The sequence below is a fragment of the Agrobacterium burrii genome (genome assembly GCF_017313405.1).
Taxonomy (GTDB): Bacteria; Pseudomonadota; Alphaproteobacteria; order Rhizobiales; family Rhizobiaceae; genus Agrobacterium; species Agrobacterium burrii.
In genome coordinates this window covers 172,557-188,764 of sequence record NZ_JAFLNA010000006.1, presented here as the reverse complement: position 1 = coordinate 188,764, position 16,208 = coordinate 172,557, and the positions used below count along the sequence as shown (strand labels likewise).

The window sequence follows — 16,208 nt, the reverse complement described above, 5'->3', positions numbered from 1 at the left end:
GGGATATCAGGAAAACAGGACGCCGCCATTAATGTCGTAGCAGGCGCCGGTGACATAGGCGGCATCGTCGGACGCGAGGAAGGCCACCAGACCGGCGACGTCTTCGCTCGACCCTTCGCGCTTGAGCGACGTCGCGCCGGCCACCCGTTCGCGCACCTCCGGCTTGGTGAAGGTATCGTGGAAGGTGGTCGAGATCATGCCGGGGCAAACGGCGTTAACACGGATATCAGGGCCGACTTCCTTGGCAAGCCCGCGGGTGAACGTCATCACGGCACCCTTGGAGGTCGCATAGGCAAGAGCGCCCGGGCCGCCGCCATCACGGCCGGCCTGCGACGAGAAGGTGACGATCGCCCCGCCCTTTGCCATTTTGGGCAATGCGGCCTTGGTGGTCAGGAACAGCGATGTCAGATTGACGTCGAGGACCTGATGCCAGAAGGCTTCGTCCATCTCTGCAATTGTCTTGCGGGCGATCAGGCCGCCGGCAACATGGACGAGGCCATGGATCTCGCCGAATTTGTCCGCAGCTGCGGATATGGCTGCCTCAACGTCGCTTGCATTGGTGAGATCAGCCTTGATGGCCAGAGCCGAGCGGCCAAGCTTTTCGATTTCGGTAACGGCTGTAGCCGCACCATCGGCAGCACCATTATAGGTAAGAACGACATTGGCGCCTTCCTGCGCAAAACGGATGGCACATGCCCGGCCGATATCCCGGCCGGCGCCGGCGACAACAACGGTCTTGTTGGTAAAACGCTGCATTGGAAAACCTCGTATGGTTAGAACTGCTTGGGAAGTGAGAGCTTGAAGCGCTCGTCATCGACATCGCTGAAGTAGATGTCGGTGGAAAAACCCTGATCATCGATGAAGCTGAAGATACGCTTCGGCTCTTTCAGGCTGTAAGGCACGAGAAGGGTGACAAGGCGATGCCGGGTGGCGGCCGGAACCGTGGCGCAGACATGGTGGTGAATATCGAGCCCTTCGAATTCCTTCGGGTCTATATCGGGAAAACCTTCCACGGCGCTGATTTGCGGCGTGCCGGCCGAAGAATAGACGAACTGCCCGTAGAAGCCGGCTTTCTGGCCATTGTAGCGGAAGCTCGACCTGCCGGTCTGCGGGGCTGCGAGCGTATGGCAAAGCCATTGCAGTTCCTGGGGTTCGGAACATTCCACCTCATCGACAATCACGAAATAGCTGTCATTGACGAAGTGGGTTTCGCGCAGAGCCTTTTGAACCAGCGGGTTCGCAACCTGGTAGGCGGCGGTTGCATCGCCGACGATGCGAACATGGCCGGGCTTTTCCTCCACCGAGACGATGCGGCCGGCGGCGCGGCGGGCAAGCGCCTTGTCCTTTTCCGCATATTGGCCTTTGCCGCCGATCAGCACGGCATTTTTCGACCGTGTCTGACGCCGCCAGTTCAGATGCATCTGCGAATTGAACGCCACATAATAACCGGACTGGATCGCCAGATCTTCGCCATGGGCATAAAGCACAAAGGCATTCTGGTCGCCGTGGCTGTGGCTTAGCGAACCGTAGGGGCTGGATTTGAAGACGAACTGTAGGTGCCGGTCCGGGTCTTCCATATGTTTCTGGATAGTGGCCCAACCGATATCATCGAAAACGGCGAGTGCCGGCAAGTCGGCGGGCGACACGGCTTCCACCTGCCGGTAATCGTGGCGATAGACGAGATCGTCGAAGTTCAGGTCCCACCAGCCGTAATTGTAAAAGGCCATTTCCGTGCCCGTCGCATCGGCCTTGATGTGATCGAAGTACCACTGATAGTGACCGTTGCCGGTGACGCCGGCGAATTGCCGGACGTTGTATCCTAGCTTCAGGCCGGGAAGATCGCCGAGCGTGGAGTCGTCGCCGAAGTTGGCGCGACGGGTGCCGGGCGCCTTGGTGTAAAGCGGGAAGCGGCCGGTATTCTGGAAAAACGGCCGTTGATAAAGATCGTAACCGATATAGGAGCGGATCAGGTTGGCGGCCTCGATGAGATAGGCCATGCCTGTCATCCAGTAATGCGGACCTTCCGCCCAGCCGCCATCGGTTCCGGCCCATGGCGAATAGAGCGTGGCAAGGAATTCGACGGTATAGTCGAGCCATTCTCCGGCCTCATCGCTTTCGCCCTGAAGCGCGATGCAGGCTGGTGTCAGTACAGCCGAGAGCGAGCGCACCGCATGGCTGTCATAGGGAAAGACGTGAATGCGGGCGTGTGCGATGACATGATCGGCAACTTCCCGCGTCCGTTCGAGAAGAACGGATCGCACGGTCCTGCGTTCGTCTTCGCTCAGATGGTCGTACAGCCAGTCATAACCCCAGGCGAGGGCGACGACGACACGGAACCCCGCCTCGTCATTATAGGCGCGCGAGGTCGCACCTTTCGGGTCCCAGGCGGCGACTGCCAGCAGCCATTTGCGGGATGCATCAAGAAGATCGTCGCGCCCGAGCACGCGGCCGGCGATGGCCAGGTGCCGGATCGCATAGATCACTTCCTGGCAATCGATGTACATCTGCCGCCAGAGCGTGGCGACACGCATGTTGTTGGGATAGGGCTGCGGTTCCGGCATAACCGGCCGCTGCAGCCATGGTTCAACCGATTTTTCGTAAAATTCGGCCCAGCCGCAATGGTTGGGGTCCTTGGCAACGGCGTTGGCGAAGGCGCTCAATTGCTCGGAGTTAAGCCACAGCCGGGGGTGGCTGGTTTGCGCGGCGGCGTGGCGGGCAGACCGGCCGGGCAGCGGCGTTTTCGGCAGTGCGGCACCGATCTCGAAACTGCGCACGGTGCTCCAGTTGGAATGCGCCGTTGCGGATTTCTGATCCCAAAGCGCGTAACACCAGTGATAGTGGCCCTCCGGCAGTGCTTCATCCGGTGTGAAGAAATTCCAGGCGAGATCTTCGAAGACGAGCTTTTTTTTGTCCGCAAAGCCGGGATCGGTCGAAATGCGCAGCACGTAACGCGCGCCGTCGTCGATATCGGGTAGCCATGAAAAGCGCGGAGGGTTCTCCGTCGGCTGTGCTTCTTCGCTCGGCTCGTAGCCAATGGTCAATGAACCCGGGCGGGGTTCATCGAGAAGTGTCTGTCTGGAGATGGCCGGGGCAGAGGGACGCATTGCGCTCTAACTCCTATGAAAACAGATGGGAAAGGATGGCGGCGATAAAGCCGCCATCGTGGTCGGAGGGTTTATTGCGCCGCCTTGTACTGGCGGTCATAGGCCGATTGCATCATCTTGATGACCTCGTCGTAACCGAGGGCGCTGAGGCGCTTTTTGTAGGCGTCCCAGCCGGTATCGACGTCCTGCGCGCCGAGAATCCAGGTCTGCTGCATTTCGGTCATGTAGGTGAGGATGCTCGGCCAGTAGCGGTCGAAGGTCGCCTTTTCCTCGGCGTTCAGGGAAACGCCCATGAACTCGTCCTTGAGGCAGTTGCACTTCTCGTACATGTCAATGCCTTCAAGCGCGATCTTGTTCGTCCACTGGCGCTCATATTCGTAATCCATCCAGTATCCGCGCGGGATCGCGGCACCGACTGCCCATAGCTGGGCATTGACCGGATCTTTGTTGTCGAGGATTTCCTTCTTGAACTGCGGCTTGCCGTCGACCATTTCGTAAGTGAGACCCTCGACGCCGAAATTCGACAGGATGCGGCCCTGCTGCGAGAACCAGAAGTCGAAATATTTGATGGTTTCGACGGTGTGTTCGTTGGTCGCCGAAATAGCCCAGCCAACGGGCTGGACACGCAGGCGGCGGGAATCTTCGAAACGCTCACCCGAAACCGTCTTGGGCGGAAGCATGGGCTTTAGCGCAAAGCCCTCGATCTTCGGCGACAGGGCGTCATTGTAAGTCGAGGTGCTGGCGAACCAGTCATGTGTCATGCCGCCGAGATTGTTGCCCAAGAGATATTCGCGCGAGCGGGCGCCGCGGGTGAATATCTCCTTGTCGATCAGCCCTTCCTTGTACCACTTGGCGACATTGGAAATGCCGGTCTTGTAGTTTTCTTCCGCCCAGGGGTGACGCAGCTTTCCGTCATAAACGGCAAAGTCGCCATATCGCTCCGATCCCGAAACGCGTGCGTCCCACAGATTGATGAGGCGGACGGCATCGATTTCCTCACGGGCAAAATAAGGCACCTCATCCTTGAGGCCGTTGCCGTTCGGGTCCTTGTCGCGGAAGGCTTTCAAAACTTCGTAGACCTCTTCCGGTGTTTCCGGCTGCTTCAGTCCAAGCTTGTCGAGCCAGTCCTGGCGGATGAACCAGCCGCGCGAGAACTTGCCATCCGGCACATAGGGAATGAAATAAAGCTTGCCGTCCGGTCCGGAGATGGCGTTGCGGATTTCCTTGTGGCTGTCGAAGAATGCCTTGAGGTTGGGGGCGTTTTCCTCGATCAGCTCATCGAGCGGAATGAACGCGCCCTCCAGCCCGTAACGGATGAAGTCCTCCTTCAAACCGCCGGTGGCGTCGCCGCCGACGATATCGGGAAGGTTGCCCGAAGCGATCAGAAGATTGAATGCATCGCGGCTGCTCGTAGTCGCCAGCGACGCCACGTTCCGGACGTGAATATTGGTGATTTCCGCGGCCTTCTGTTCCACCGGCCACTTTTCCGAATAGACGTATTTGTCGCGGAAGTGGAAATGGATCGTCAGTTCCAGCGGGTCTTCGGTGATCTTGCCCGTATCCTGTGCCAATGCCGGCAAGGACAGGGTTGCGGCTGTCATCAACGCCAGTAGGGGCGCGCCTTTTCGTAGTGCTCTCACAGGTTCTCCTCCCTTGTGCTGCTACTCTTTGACCCCACCCAGCAGAATTCCTTTGGTGAAATACTTCTGCGCGTAGGGGTAGATAATAAGGACTGGAATGATCGACGCGATCATGATCGCCGATGTCACCGTCTCGAACGAATAGTGGGCGGTGAGCAGGCTAGAGGCGAACTCGTCATTCGAATTGAGGTCGACGATGACGCGCTTCAGATAGACCTGAAGCGGGATTTTTTCTTCGCCGCGCAGCAGCACCATGGCCCAGAAATAACCGTTCCAGCGCGACACGATGCAGAACAGCGCGACGGTGACAATTGCGGGTTTCGACAGTGGAATGAATACCTTCCACAGCAGCTGCAATTCGCTGGCGCCATCCATCTTGGCGGCCTCTTCGAATGATTTTGGCACGGCTTCGAAAAAATTGCGCAGCAGAATGACGTTGAACGCATTGGCCGCAAACCCGAGGATGATGCCGAAGCGGCTGTCGAGAAGCCCGAGATCGCGCATGTTCAGGAAGAAGGGAATCATGCCGGCGTTGAACCAGAGCGTAAATGCGATGGCGATGTTGAAGAAGGTGCGGCCACGCAGGCGTTTGCGCGAAAGCGCATAGGCTCCGGGGATCATGATCAGCAGGCTCATGAGCGTGCCGCCGAAGGTGTAGATGAAGGTGTTGCCATAGGCGACCCAGAACATCCGGTCGGACAACACCCGGTCATAGGCGGCAAGCGTGACATCGACGGGCCAGAGCGTGACGCGGCCGGCCGTGACGGCAGCGCCCGAGGAGAGCGAGACCGACAGCACGTAGATGAAGGGATAGAGCGTCGACAGGACGAACAGGCCGAGAAGAATGGCGTTTGCCCAGCCGAAAATCTTGTCGCCGCGGGAATAGAGATTGAAGTTTGCCATGTTTCAGCTCCTCACCACAGCGATGTCGAAGAGACTTTTCGGCTGATGCGATTTGCCGAATAGACGAGGACGAAGGCGATGACCGCGTTGAAGAGGCCGGCGGCCGTCGCCAGATCATATTGGGTGCCCTGCAGGCCGGTGCGGTAGATGAAGGTGGAAACGACGTCCGCCGTCTCATAGGTGGATGGGCGATAAAGCAGGATGATATATTCGAACCCGACTTCGACCAGATTGCCGATACGGATGATCAGCATGATCACGATTGTCGGCAGGATGCAGGGCAGGGTGATGCGCCACATCATCTGCCAGCGCGACGCGCCGTCCACCCGGGCGGATTCGTAAAGCGTCGGGCTCACGCCGGCGATGGCGGCGAGATAGACGATGGATTCGAAGCCTGCCTCTTTCCAGACTGACGAGCCGATGTAGATGGGGCGGAACCATTCCGGCTGGGTCAGGAAATAGATCGGCTCAAACCCAAGGCCTTTCAGCATGAGATTGACGATGCCGATCGATGGCGAGAGGAAATTGATGACGATGCCGGCGACGATCACCACCGAAATGAAGTGCGGCAGGTAAACGACCGTCTGCGCCCAGCTGCGGGCAATGCCGCTTTGAATTTCGTTGAACATCAGAGCCAGAATGATCGGCACCGGAAAGGCGAAGATCAGGCCAAGGCTGCTGATGGTGATGGTGTTCCAGAAGGAACGAATGAACATGTCATTCTGGAAAAGCTCCACAAAATTCGCAAAACCGACCCAGGGGCTTTTTTCGATGCCGCGAAAGATCGAGAAATCCTGGAATGCGATGACCAATCCGTACATGGGTTTGTAGAGGAAAACCGCAAACCAGATGAGCATCGGCGCGAGCAGGAGGTAGAGCTGCCAGTCGCGGCGCATGTCTTCCTGAAGGTCGTGAAGGCGCCCTTGGAAATCCTGTTTCATGGCCGCGCTCCACCCCGGTTTTTGAGCGACCTTCCGGTCGCTGCATCAAAGACGTGGACGCGTGCGGTATCGATGGAAAGCCGGTTGACGCCGTTGAGGGCATGGTCGCCATAAAGCGTTTCGGCTTTGGCGATAAATGGCTGGCCATCGGCCTTCCCATGCAGCAGCGCTTCAGCGCCCAACGGCTCTACGAGATCGATGCTGCAATTTAATGTTTCACGACCCTCTTCAGCCTCCACCGACATGATTTCCGGTCGCAGGCCGAGCTTGACGGCCTGTCCTTGCGTTGCGTTCTTCGCGAAGGCATCGGGAATGTTGAAGCGCTGGCCGGAGCCGCCATCGAGGACAACGGTGACGCGGCCATCATGGCTTTCGATCGTCCCGTCCAGAAGGTTCATCGGCGGCGAGCCGATGAAGCTTGCGACAAATGTGTTCGCCGGTTCGAGGAAAACCTCCATCGGCGAGCCGACCTGTTCGATATGGCCGCCATTCATGATGACGATGCGGTCGGCAAGCGTCATCGCCTCCACCTGGTCGTGGGTGACATAGATGCTGGTGGCCTGCATCCGCTTGTGCAGCAGCTTGATCTCGGCGCGCATGTGGGTGCGCAGCTTGGCATCGAGATTGGAGAGGGGTTCGTCGAACAGGAAGATTTTCGGCTGGCGCACGATGGCGCGACCCATGGCGACGCGCTGACGCTGGCCGCCGGAAAGATCGGCCGGCTTGCGGGCTAGATATTCGGTAAGTCCCAATATCTGTGCGGCTTCTGCAACGGCCTTGTCGATGACGGCCCGCTTCTCGCCCCTGACGCGCAGGCCGAAGGCGATGTTCTCGGCCACGCTCAGATGGGGGTAGAGCGCATAGTTCTGGAATACCATGGCGACATCGCGGTCTTTCGGGGCGACCTTGTTGACCACCCGGCCATCCATCGAAACGGTGCCGTCCGAGATGTCCTCCAGTCCGGCGAGCATGCGCAGCGTGGTGGATTTTCCGCATCCCGAAGGCCCAACGAGGACAACGAATTCCTGCGGCTGTATGGAAAGATTGATACCGTGGACGACTTCGAGGGCGCCATAGCGCTTGACGACGTCGTTGATTTGAACTGCGGACATGAAAGGCCCCTCCTCAAAAGCCTTGAATGTTCAGTCAGGCGTCTTCGACCCCCGTGAGGCGCGCTTCCTCGTGACGCGCGTGTTGACCTGTTCGATGAACGTCCAGATCTTCGGGTTCTTGGAGAGTTCTGCGATCTTGGTTTCGAGTGAGCCGAGATGGCGCTGGACGGCTTCGCGTGCGGCCTCGATATCGCCTGACTCGATGGCGCTGACGATCGCTTCGTGCTCCTCGATCACCTTTTCAGTGCGACGAACCGCAAAAACACGCTTCAGATGGCGCATCCGGTCCATTTCGCCCTTCGCCTGATTGACGACGCTCCAGGCGCCGGGAAGGCGGGCTGCCGCGAAGATGGTGCGGTGAAATTCCTCATCCAGCAGGAAGAAATCCGTGAATTCCTCGTCCTCGGCAGCGGTGCGCTGCTGGGAAATGCAGGTTTTCAGACGGGCTATGTCTTCCAGCGAGTGCCGCTTGGTTGCCTCGATGACGGCGCCCTCTTCCAGCTTGAACCGGATGAAGCAGGCTTCCATGTAACGCTGCACGTCGATGGGCGAAATATAGGTGCCGCCCTGCGGCACGACAGTCACGAAACCTTCTTCGGAAAGGCGAATGATCGCCTCGCGCACGGGCGTCTTGCTGACATGCAGGAGCGCTGCGATTTCCTTTTCCGACAGTGCACGCCCGGGAAGCAGCTTCACTTCGACAATCAGTTTGCGAAGCAGGGCATGGATCCGGTTTGTCATGTTTCCATCAGCCGGCAAGTCTCGCGGGGTGACGAGTTCGGATAATGGCAGCGATGGAAATTTAAGAGCGTTAGACATATCAATTACCAAACTGAGATATCAGATTATGTAGTGACATATCTATTGTGTTTTTGAGAGTCAAGCGTGAATGATCGGTTGGGAAGCGCCACACCGAAAAAACCGGAGCGATCCTTTGATCGCTCCGGTGCAAGGGTTTTGATTTTGAAGGGAGTTTCAGCGGCGGCTAAAAGCGCCTTGTGGGCATGATAATGCCAGCTATTTTGCCGCCGTTATTATTCGGCGGGCTGTGCCGCACATGCCGGATCAGAAAATCTCTGCTCTCCGGAAAGGCTGCGCTGACCGAGGCCAATGATGGCGACTGTCGAAAGGCTGGCAACAACGGACATCCAGAAGCCGTTGGTGGGGCCGAAATTGTCGATTACCCAGCCGGCGATGAAGGCGCCGAGCGCCATGCCGATACCGATGCCGGTCATCACCCAGGTCACACCTTCCGTCAGCATCGATTCCGGTACGCGGCGCTCGATCAGGCCGAAGGCGGTGATGAAGATGGGTGAGATTGCAACACCGCTGAGGAAAACCGCAAAGGCGAGCAGGGCAACGGTGGAGGTGGCAAAGAGAAGCGGCAGGGCGGTAAGCGCAAGGACACTGACTGCGATCAGCAACTGGCGATGTAACGGCATTTTCGGGTTGATCGCGCCAAGCAGCAGGCCGACTACGAAGGAGCCGATGGCATACACACCGATGACGAGGCTGGCGGCCTCCGGCTGGCCGAGTTGCTTGGTGATGGCCACAGCGCTCACCTCGGCCGTGGCGAAGGTCGAGCCGACGAAGATCAGAGCAAGTGTAATGATCTGGACCGGCCGCAGCCGTATAGCTGATTGCTGCCGTTTGTCGCCTTCAACCGGGCGCACCTTGGGTTCCGTCGACCGCTGCAGCAGGAAGGCAAAGGTGCCGAGCGCCAGCGACGCCGTGCTGATCATCATGCCCGCTTCCGGAAAAAGCGAGACCGCAAGCCCGACGGAAAGCGACGCGCCGGAAATATAAACCAGCTCATCCGCGGCGGATTCAAAGGCAAAGGCGGTGTTCAGCTCTGGCCGGTCGCGGAAGATTTCCGTCCAGCGGGCACGCATCATGGCGGGGATGCTGGGCATGGCGGCGGCGAGGAAGGCTGAAAGGAACAGGGTCCAGACCGGCCACTTCTGGTTCGTGGCGAGGATCAAAACCACAAAAGCGATGACCGATATGATGGTGGCCGGGATGAGGATCTTGCTTTGGCCCTTGCGGTCCACCAGGCGGGAGATCTGCGGTGCGGCTGCGGCATTGGTGAGTGCAAAGGTTGCCGAGACGGCGCCGGCAAGCCAATATTCGCCATGGGTCTGCGAAAGCATGGCGACGATACCGATCGGCGCCATCGCAATTGGCAGGCGGGCGAAGAAGCCCGCGGCGGAAAAGCCCTTCGCGCCCGGAGCCTTAAAAATTTCTCTGTATGGATTAGACATCGGGATGCACCTTCTTCAGGGAGTATCCACCACACACATACGTGGCGTATGTGAATGAAATAATTGCATACGTCGCGTATGTCAACTAATATACGTGATGTATGTGGACTACGGAGAAAAAATGCGCAAACCCCGCAGTGAAATGATTGCCGAGACACGGGCAAAGCTTCTGTCCGCCGGTCGCAAGGCATTTGGCAGCATCGGTTATGCTGAAGCGTCGATGGACGACTTCACCGCCGAGGCGGGGCTGACCCGTGGCGCGCTCTATCACCATTTCGGTGATAAAAAGGGCCTGCTGCTGGCGGTTGTCGCTGAGATCGACGCGGAGATGACGAAAAGGCTCTGCGAGATTTCGTCGAAAGCCGCGACCCGGTGGGACGGTTTCATCGATGAGAATGTCGGTTATGTCCGCATGGCTCTTGAGCCGGAAATACAGCGGATCATGTTTCGCGATGGACCGGCTGTGCTCGGTGATCCCTCTCGCTGGCCAAATGCCAATGGCTGTATCTCCGCCGTCGCGCGAAGCCTTGATGTGCTGAAGCAGGAAGGGACAATCACCGATATCGACCCGGAGGCGTGTGCCCGTTTCATCAACGCAGCAAGCAGCAGCGCCGCCCAGTGGATCGCCAATTCCGACGATCCTGAGACGACTTCCAAACGGGCGGTTGAGAGCTTCCGCACCTTGCTTGAAGGATTGCGCATTCACAAAGGCTGATGCGCGTCCGTTCAGGCGTGCACCTCTGGACTGAAGGGAGGGCGGCGTCTTGAGCGCCCACCTCATAGCTTCCCCGTCAGCGCAAGCTTTCACGACATGGCAATCAACAAGTCATCCAACTGTCATATGGCGGGTCTAGGAGAGGCTGTGGTTTTCACATGTCTCGTGAGGGGAATATGCGCAAAATTGTTGCTGCTTTGGTCGCTACGACCTTTCTTGCCGGCGCCGCTCAGGCTGCCGAGGTCTATCCGCTTGATCGTGCTACGATCCTGACCGGTTCGCCGTTTGATTTCAAAGCGGAATTCGACGCCGTCGTAAAGCCGGAAGACGTCAAGATCACCGTCAACGGCCAGGATTACAAGGCTGTTCTCGGCAAGGACGTCGAGTTCGTTGCCGAAGAGAAGAACAAGGACAAGGTTCTTGGTTCGGCCGTCATCCTGCGCGGCATCACGCTCGCCAATGCCGGTGACTACAAGGTTGAAGTTTCGGCCGGTTCCGAAACCAAGAACGTGACCTGGACGGTTTATGGCACGCCTGCCCAGGCGAAGGCCAAGAATGTGATCTTCCTGATCGCCGACGGTCTGTCGGTAGCACATCGCACCGCCGCCCGCATCATGTCCAAGGGCATGACCGAGGGTAAGGCCAATGGCCGTCTCAACATGGATGACGTGCCGCCGGTTGCCTTCATCGGCACCTCCGCCACCGATGCCGTCGCCACCGACAGCGCCAACACCATGTCGGCCTACATGACCGGCCACAAGACCGCCGTGAACGCCATCGGCGTTTATGCCGACCGCACTCCGGCCTCGCTCGACGATCCGAAGGTCGAAACGCTGGCTGAAGCCCTGCGCCGCCAGACCAAGAAGTCGATCGGCATCATCTCCACCGCCGAAGTTCAGGATGCGACGCCGGCTGCCGTCGTTGCCCATACCCGCAAGCGTGGCGACAAGGCCGACATCAACGGCATGCTGTTCGACGTGAAGCCTGATGTGCTTCTCGGCGGCGGTTCCGCTTATTTCCTGCCGCAGGCAACCGCCGGTTCCAAGCGCAAGGACGACAAGGACTATATCGCCCTGTTCAAGGAAGCGGGCTACACGCTGGCGACCAGCAAGGCTGAACTCGCAACGGCTGCCGGCACCAATACCGGCAAGATCCTTGGCCTGTTCCACACCGGCAACATGGATACCACGCTTGACCGCGAGTTCCTGAAAAAGGGCACCACGGGCAAGTTCCCGGACCAACCGGGTCTGGTTGAAATGACCAAGGTTGCGCTCGACAGCCTGTCGAAGAACCCGGAAGGCTTCTTCCTGATGGTCGAAGCGGCGAACGTCGACAAGATGTCGCATCCGCTCGACTGGGATCGCGCCGTCGTCGACACGATCGAATTCGACAAGGCCATCGGCGTTGCCCGCGAATTTGCGGCCAAGAACCCCGATACGCTGATCATCGTCACCGGCGACCATACCCACGGCGTTTCCATCATCGGTACTGTCGATGATGACAAGCCCGGTACGGACATGCGTGAAAAGGTCGGCACCTATGCCGAAGCCGGTTTCCCGAACTATGAAGACAAGGACGGCGACGGCTATCCGGACAAGGTCGATGTTTCGCGTCGTCTGTTCCTGAACGCCAATAACGGTCCGGATCATTACGAAACCTTCCGTCCGAAGCTCGATGGCCCGTTTGCGCCGGCTATCCAGAACGAAAAGAAGGAATACATCGCCAACGAGCAGTACAAGGATGTTCCCGGTGCCGTGCTGGTCACCGGCATCATTCCGAAGAGCTCCGACAGCGGCGTACACGCGGTTGATGACGTCGTGCTGCAGGCCGAAGGACCCGGTGCCGAAGGCTTCCGCGGTTATATGGAGCAGAGCGATGTCTACAAGGGTCTCGCAGAGGCTTTCGCTCTCGGCGCCAAGCAGACCAACTAATATCTGAGCAGGGCAGGGGCGCGCCACCATGGCGTGCCCTTGCCGTCATTGACGGTCCTGCATTGCCGGTCATGACGGTTGACGATGAAAGACCTTTCAAGAAGGAAAATGATCATGAGCAGGACTGATCCGGCGCGGTTCAATCGCCGCCAGACCCTTGGTCTCATTGCTGGTCTGCCGCTGCTGGCCGCCGGCACGCGGGCGCAGGCGAAAAGCGACATCACCTTCGACGAGCTTTATGGCAAGGTCACCGTTCTCGGGCTGGAATTTTCCGAAAAGGTCAAGCAGCTGAACGGCAAGGAGGTCGCCATGCGCGGCTTCATGGCGCCGCCGCTGAAGGCCGAGGCGCATTTTTTCGTGCTCACCGAAATACCCATGTCGATCTGCCCGTTTTGCTCCACCGATTCAGACTGGCCGGACAATATTGTCGTCGTCTATCTCGGCGAAAAGCAGACCTTTACCCAGCCCAGCCAGACGATCGAAGTGCGCGGCACGCTGGAAACGGGTTCCTGGACCGATCCGGACACCGGCTTCGTCAGTCTCCTGCGCATTCGCCAGGCAGAATACGCGACGGTTTGAGACCATGCTGCCTCTGAAGATAGAAAATCTTGCCGTGTCCTTTCCCGGACTGGCTGCCCCGGTTCTCGTTATCGACCATCTGGAAATCACTGCCGGAAGCCACGTGGCGCTGACGGGTGGTTCCGGCTCGGGCAAGAGCACCCTCATCAACATCATCGCCGGCCTTGAGCGCGTTAAGACCGGCCGCGTCGTTTGGGGGAACGGGAACATTGCGGATCTGTCCGAGGGCCGTCGCGACCATTGGCGGGCTGCCAATATCGGCCTCGTCATGCAGGAATTTCATCTTTTTCCCGGCCTGTCTGCGCTGGATAACATCCTGTTACCCGCCCGCCTGTCGCGTGTGGCAAATGCAGAGCTTATAAAGCGTGCGGAATCCCTGTTTGCGACCGTTGGCCTCAAGCGCCCCGGGCAGCATGTCGAGACCATGTCGCGGGGTGAAATGCAGCGTGTTGCCATCGCCCGGGCGCTGCTGCGCAGCCCCGGCGTCATCATTGCCGACGAACCGACCGCCAGCCTCGATCTCGACAGCGGCGAGGCTGTCGGCGACCTGCTGCTTGCCGTTGCCGCCAGCACCGGCAGCACGCTGATTGTCGCCAGCCACGATCAGCATCTGATCGGTCGCCTTGACCGGCGTCTGACACTCAGTGGCGGCCGTGTCGTTGCCGATACTGACGCGAAGGAGATCGCAGCATGATCGGCTTCATCCTGGCCGACCTGCGTCGCCTGTGGCTGGGCGGGGCCGTCGTGGTTCTGCTGGTGGCGCTGGCCACCGCGCTCGGTGTGGCCGTCACCTTGCAGGAAAGGTCTTTGCGTCTCGGCAGCGCCCGCGCCGCCGATAAATTCGACCTTGTTGTTGGTGCTGCCGGCAGCGAAACACAGTTGATCCTCTCATCCATCTTCCTGCAGGCGGCGCCATTGCCGCTCGTGGATGGCGCCGTCCTCACCAGACTTGCCGCCGATCCGCGCGTTGCCTGGGCTGCCCCCGTCGGTTTTGGAGATTCTTTCGCCGGCTATCCCATTGTCGGTACGACGACAAACCTCGTCAGCAACACCACGCCCGGCTTTGCCGAGGGCAGGATGTTTGCTTTGGAAGGCGAAGCCCTTCTTGGTGCTGCCGTCAACCTGTCCGTCGGGGCAGAGATCAAGCCGATGCATGGTTCCGCCGAAACCGGTGGCCGCACCCATACAGAGATCGCCTACAAGGCCGTCGGCAAGCTGCGGCCGACCGGCACGCCCTGGGATCGCGCCATTCTCGTGCCGATTCAGGCCGTATGGCACGTTCATGGTCTTGGCCATGATCACAACGAGGGCCAGAGGGAGGACCATGGGGAAGGTCACGCGGTTGCGCATGATGACGGGCATCAGGAGCACGGCCATGACCACGCCCACGAAGAGGGGGCACATCATGAGGATGGCGACACGCATGTCGGAGGTGAGGACGGCCACGCCGATGCCGTTATTCAGATCGGGATGCCGCAGGAGCCCAAAGCGGCTCTCGCGCCGGACGCCTCTTCGGGGCATGCCGAGTCCGATCATCATGGCAGCATCGATCCCGACGCGCCGATTGTAGAGACCTTTGGTGAGAACATGCCCGGCCTGCCGGCCATTCTCGTCAAACCGAAGACGATTGCCGATGCCTATCGGCTGAGACAGGAATATCGCAGCGGCAATACGCTTGGCGTTTTTCCGGGCGAGGTGCTGACCGGTCTTTATGCCACGCTTGGTGATGCCAAGATGGTTCTGGGTGCGGTCGCGGCCGGCTCGCAGGGATTGGTGGCGGCAGCATTGATGCTGGTAACGGTGATCCATGTCGGGCAACGGCGCAGGCAGATCGGCGCATTGCGGGCATTCGGCGCGCCCCGCGGCTCGGTATTCGCCATCGTCTGGCTGGAGCTTTTCTTTCTGGTGGCGCTTGGTGTCGGTATCGGTTTTCTGCTCGGATTGGGCGCTGCCCATATCGGCGCGCAGCTGTTTACCGCGAAAAGTGGCGTGATCCTGCCGGTCGGCTTCACCCGCGAAGATCTGCGTCTTGCGCTTTTCCTGCTGGGCTTTGCCGCCGTTCTGGCGGCCATACCCGCGCTGCTTGCCTATCGCCAGTCTCCCGCAGCCGCGCTCCGCGCCTGAGAGCACCCATAGGGGTATCGTAGGCTACGTTTGGGGATCTATTGACGCGTGCCAGTCCGGGGTGATTGGCACGGTCGTGTCCCCTTGTTTTGATCGCCATGCCGGTAGATCGGGTTGTGTCGGCGTGTAATCCGGCTTTGCACATGTCCACCGGCCCGGGCAGCGAAGAACGCATATAAAATATAGTTTTTTTACTGTGGTCGATTTTTTTTTGTGGCAGGCTCTCCCCGACACCTGCGAAATCGTGAGGAAACTGCGTAACATTGGGGGGAGGCGCGATGGCTGAAAAGAAACCGGAAAAAGCTGCCAAGATCGCGGAGGCCGAGCCGCCCTTTGACGCGCCGAAGCTTCTTTCAGGCGGCAATCCACAGATTGCCAAGGGGTATGGCGATGCACCGGTGCAGGCCTATATCGCCGCCATGCCGGGCTGGAAAAGCCCGGTTGGAGCGCGGATCGACGCGCTGATTGACAACCTGGTGCCAGGCGTGCGCAAGGCCGTGAAGTGGAACTCGCCCCTCTACGGCATGGAGGATGGCGTCTGGTTCCTCGGCCTTCACTGTTTCGCCAGATATATCAAAGTCAGCTTCTTCAACGGGGCATCCCTTCAGCCGCTGCCGACCGGTACGTCGAAGCAGCCGAAGGTTCGTTACCTCGATATTCACGAGGGCGTTTTCGATGAGGCGCAGTTTGCTGAGTGGGTGAAACAGGCGAGCCAATTGCCGGGTGAGAAACTTTAGGGAGGGGCGGTTCGTCAGCCTTGCAGGGAAGGCAACTCCCCGGCAGGGGCAGACGAATCACGTCCTGTTTTCCGCTCTGGAAAAGCCATGACGCCCGGCCGGTGATGAGAAATCGCGGGCGCCTCGATACAGTTTTTCCCTCGTGAAGAAAAACCGGCCGA

At 59.2% G+C, this 16,208-nt stretch carries 14 protein-coding genes; 6 read left to right on the top strand and 8 right to left on the bottom strand.

Annotated features, from left to right (window positions below):
- Positions 1-6: 6 nt before the first annotated feature.
- The 8 genes from JZX89_RS13495 to JZX89_RS13460 all read right to left on the bottom strand — a co-directional run bounded on the left by JZX89_RS13495 (position 7) and on the right by JZX89_RS13460 (position 9,961).
- A complete protein-coding gene (locus tag JZX89_RS13495; protein WP_174374471.1) occupies positions 7-756 on the bottom strand; it encodes an SDR family NAD(P)-dependent oxidoreductase in 750 nt (249 codons plus the stop codon).
- A gap of 17 nt (positions 757-773) precedes the next feature.
- The gene (locus JZX89_RS13490) at positions 774-3,104 is read right to left on the bottom strand and encodes a heparinase II/III domain-containing protein (protein ID WP_207134339.1); all 2,331 of its coding nucleotides are present in this window, start codon (positions 3,102-3,104) and stop codon (positions 774-776) included.
- A gap of 71 nt (positions 3,105-3,175) precedes the next feature.
- Positions 3,176-4,705, bottom strand: coding sequence for a type 2 periplasmic-binding domain-containing protein (locus JZX89_RS13485; RefSeq protein WP_207134408.1), 1,530 nt, complete (start codon positions 4,703-4,705; stop codon positions 3,176-3,178).
- Between the two features lie 60 nt (positions 4,706-4,765).
- Positions 4,766-5,647 (bottom strand): carbohydrate ABC transporter permease, encoded by an 882-nt coding sequence (locus JZX89_RS13480; protein ID WP_035223884.1) that lies wholly within the window; start codon positions 5,645-5,647, stop codon positions 4,766-4,768.
- 11 nt (positions 5,648-5,658) lie between these two features.
- Positions 5,659-6,588 carry an ABC transporter permease gene (locus tag JZX89_RS13475; RefSeq protein ID WP_207134338.1) on the bottom strand — a complete coding sequence of 310 codons (930 nt, stop codon included), beginning with the start codon at positions 6,586-6,588 and terminating at the stop codon, positions 5,659-5,661.
- Positions 6,585-7,700 carry an ABC transporter ATP-binding protein gene (locus tag JZX89_RS13470; RefSeq protein ID WP_207134337.1) on the bottom strand — a complete coding sequence of 372 codons (1,116 nt, stop codon included), beginning with the start codon at positions 7,698-7,700 and terminating at the stop codon, positions 6,585-6,587. Before JZX89_RS13470 ends, JZX89_RS13475 begins: the two co-directional genes overlap by 4 nt.
- Positions 7,701-7,730: 30 nt before the next feature.
- Positions 7,731-8,441: a GntR family transcriptional regulator gene (locus JZX89_RS13465; RefSeq protein ID WP_052819159.1), complete on the bottom strand. Its 711-nt coding sequence runs from the start codon at positions 8,439-8,441 to the stop codon at positions 7,731-7,733.
- Positions 8,442-8,734: 293 nt separating this feature from the next.
- On the bottom strand, positions 8,735-9,961 hold the full coding sequence (locus tag JZX89_RS13460; protein WP_207134336.1) for an MFS transporter: 1,227 nt from the start codon (positions 9,959-9,961) through the stop codon (positions 8,735-8,737).
- Between the two features lie 121 nt (positions 9,962-10,082).
- On the opposite strand from JZX89_RS13460, the gene JZX89_RS13455 reads away from it, so the two are divergent.
- From JZX89_RS13455 to JZX89_RS13430, 6 genes are all read left to right on the top strand, one after another.
- Positions 10,083-10,676 (top strand): TetR/AcrR family transcriptional regulator, encoded by a 594-nt coding sequence (locus tag JZX89_RS13455; protein ID WP_174374476.1) that lies wholly within the window; start codon positions 10,083-10,085, stop codon positions 10,674-10,676.
- A 176-nt stretch (positions 10,677-10,852) separates the two neighbouring features.
- Complete coding sequence (locus tag JZX89_RS13450) at positions 10,853-12,607, top strand: alkaline phosphatase (RefSeq protein ID WP_149900755.1); 1,755 nt, start codon at positions 10,853-10,855, stop codon at positions 12,605-12,607.
- Positions 12,608-12,721: 114 nt separating this feature from the next.
- Positions 12,722-13,186, top strand: a complete 465-nt coding sequence (locus JZX89_RS13445; protein ID WP_207134335.1) for a hypothetical protein — start codon at positions 12,722-12,724, stop codon at positions 13,184-13,186.
- Between the two features lie 4 nt (positions 13,187-13,190).
- Entirely contained in the window at positions 13,191-13,880 is a 690-nt protein-coding gene (locus JZX89_RS13440; RefSeq protein ID WP_207134334.1) for an ABC transporter ATP-binding protein, read from the top strand.
- A complete protein-coding gene (locus JZX89_RS13435) occupies positions 13,877-15,310 on the top strand; it encodes an FtsX-like permease family protein (RefSeq protein ID WP_207134333.1) in 1,434 nt (477 codons plus the stop codon). Before JZX89_RS13440 ends, JZX89_RS13435 begins: the two co-directional genes overlap by 4 nt.
- A gap of 278 nt (positions 15,311-15,588) precedes the next feature.
- A complete protein-coding gene (locus tag JZX89_RS13430; protein WP_207134332.1) occupies positions 15,589-16,047 on the top strand; it encodes a DUF1801 domain-containing protein in 459 nt (152 codons plus the stop codon).
- Positions 16,048-16,208 lie beyond the last annotated feature (161 nt).

Bases quoted from the DNA above. Each gene is read 5' to 3' on its own strand.
- JZX89_RS13485 (WP_207134408.1), bottom strand. From the start codon at position 4,705: ATGACAGCCGCAACCCTGTCCTTGCCGGCATTGGCACAGGATACGGGC.
- JZX89_RS13430 (WP_207134332.1), top strand. From the start codon at position 15,589: ATGGCTGAAAAGAAACCGGAAAAAGCTGCCAAGATCGCGGAGGCCGAG.
- JZX89_RS13495 (WP_174374471.1), bottom strand. From the start codon at position 756: ATGCAGCGTTTTACCAACAAGACCGTTGTTGTCGCCGGCGCCGGCCGG.
- JZX89_RS13435 (WP_207134333.1), top strand. From the start codon at position 13,877: ATGATCGGCTTCATCCTGGCCGACCTGCGTCGCCTGTGGCTGGGCGGG.
- JZX89_RS13440 (WP_207134334.1), top strand. From the start codon at position 13,191: ATGCTGCCTCTGAAGATAGAAAATCTTGCCGTGTCCTTTCCCGGACTG.
- JZX89_RS13475 (WP_207134338.1), bottom strand. From the start codon at position 6,588: ATGAAACAGGATTTCCAAGGGCGCCTTCACGACCTTCAGGAAGACATG.
- JZX89_RS13465 (WP_052819159.1), bottom strand. From the start codon at position 8,441: ATGACAAACCGGATCCATGCCCTGCTTCGCAAACTGATTGTCGAAGTG.
- JZX89_RS13460 (WP_207134336.1), bottom strand. From the start codon at position 9,961: ATGTCTAATCCATACAGAGAAATTTTTAAGGCTCCGGGCGCGAAGGGC.
- JZX89_RS13490 (WP_207134339.1), bottom strand. From the start codon at position 3,104: ATGCGTCCCTCTGCCCCGGCCATCTCCAGACAGACACTTCTCGATGAA.
- JZX89_RS13450 (WP_149900755.1), top strand. From the start codon at position 10,853: ATGCGCAAAATTGTTGCTGCTTTGGTCGCTACGACCTTTCTTGCCGGC.
- JZX89_RS13480 (WP_035223884.1), bottom strand. From the start codon at position 5,647: ATGGCAAACTTCAATCTCTATTCCCGCGGCGACAAGATTTTCGGCTGG.
- JZX89_RS13455 (WP_174374476.1), top strand. From the start codon at position 10,083: ATGCGCAAACCCCGCAGTGAAATGATTGCCGAGACACGGGCAAAGCTT.
- JZX89_RS13445 (WP_207134335.1), top strand. From the start codon at position 12,722: ATGAGCAGGACTGATCCGGCGCGGTTCAATCGCCGCCAGACCCTTGGT.
- JZX89_RS13470 (WP_207134337.1), bottom strand. From the start codon at position 7,700: ATGTCCGCAGTTCAAATCAACGACGTCGTCAAGCGCTATGGCGCCCTC.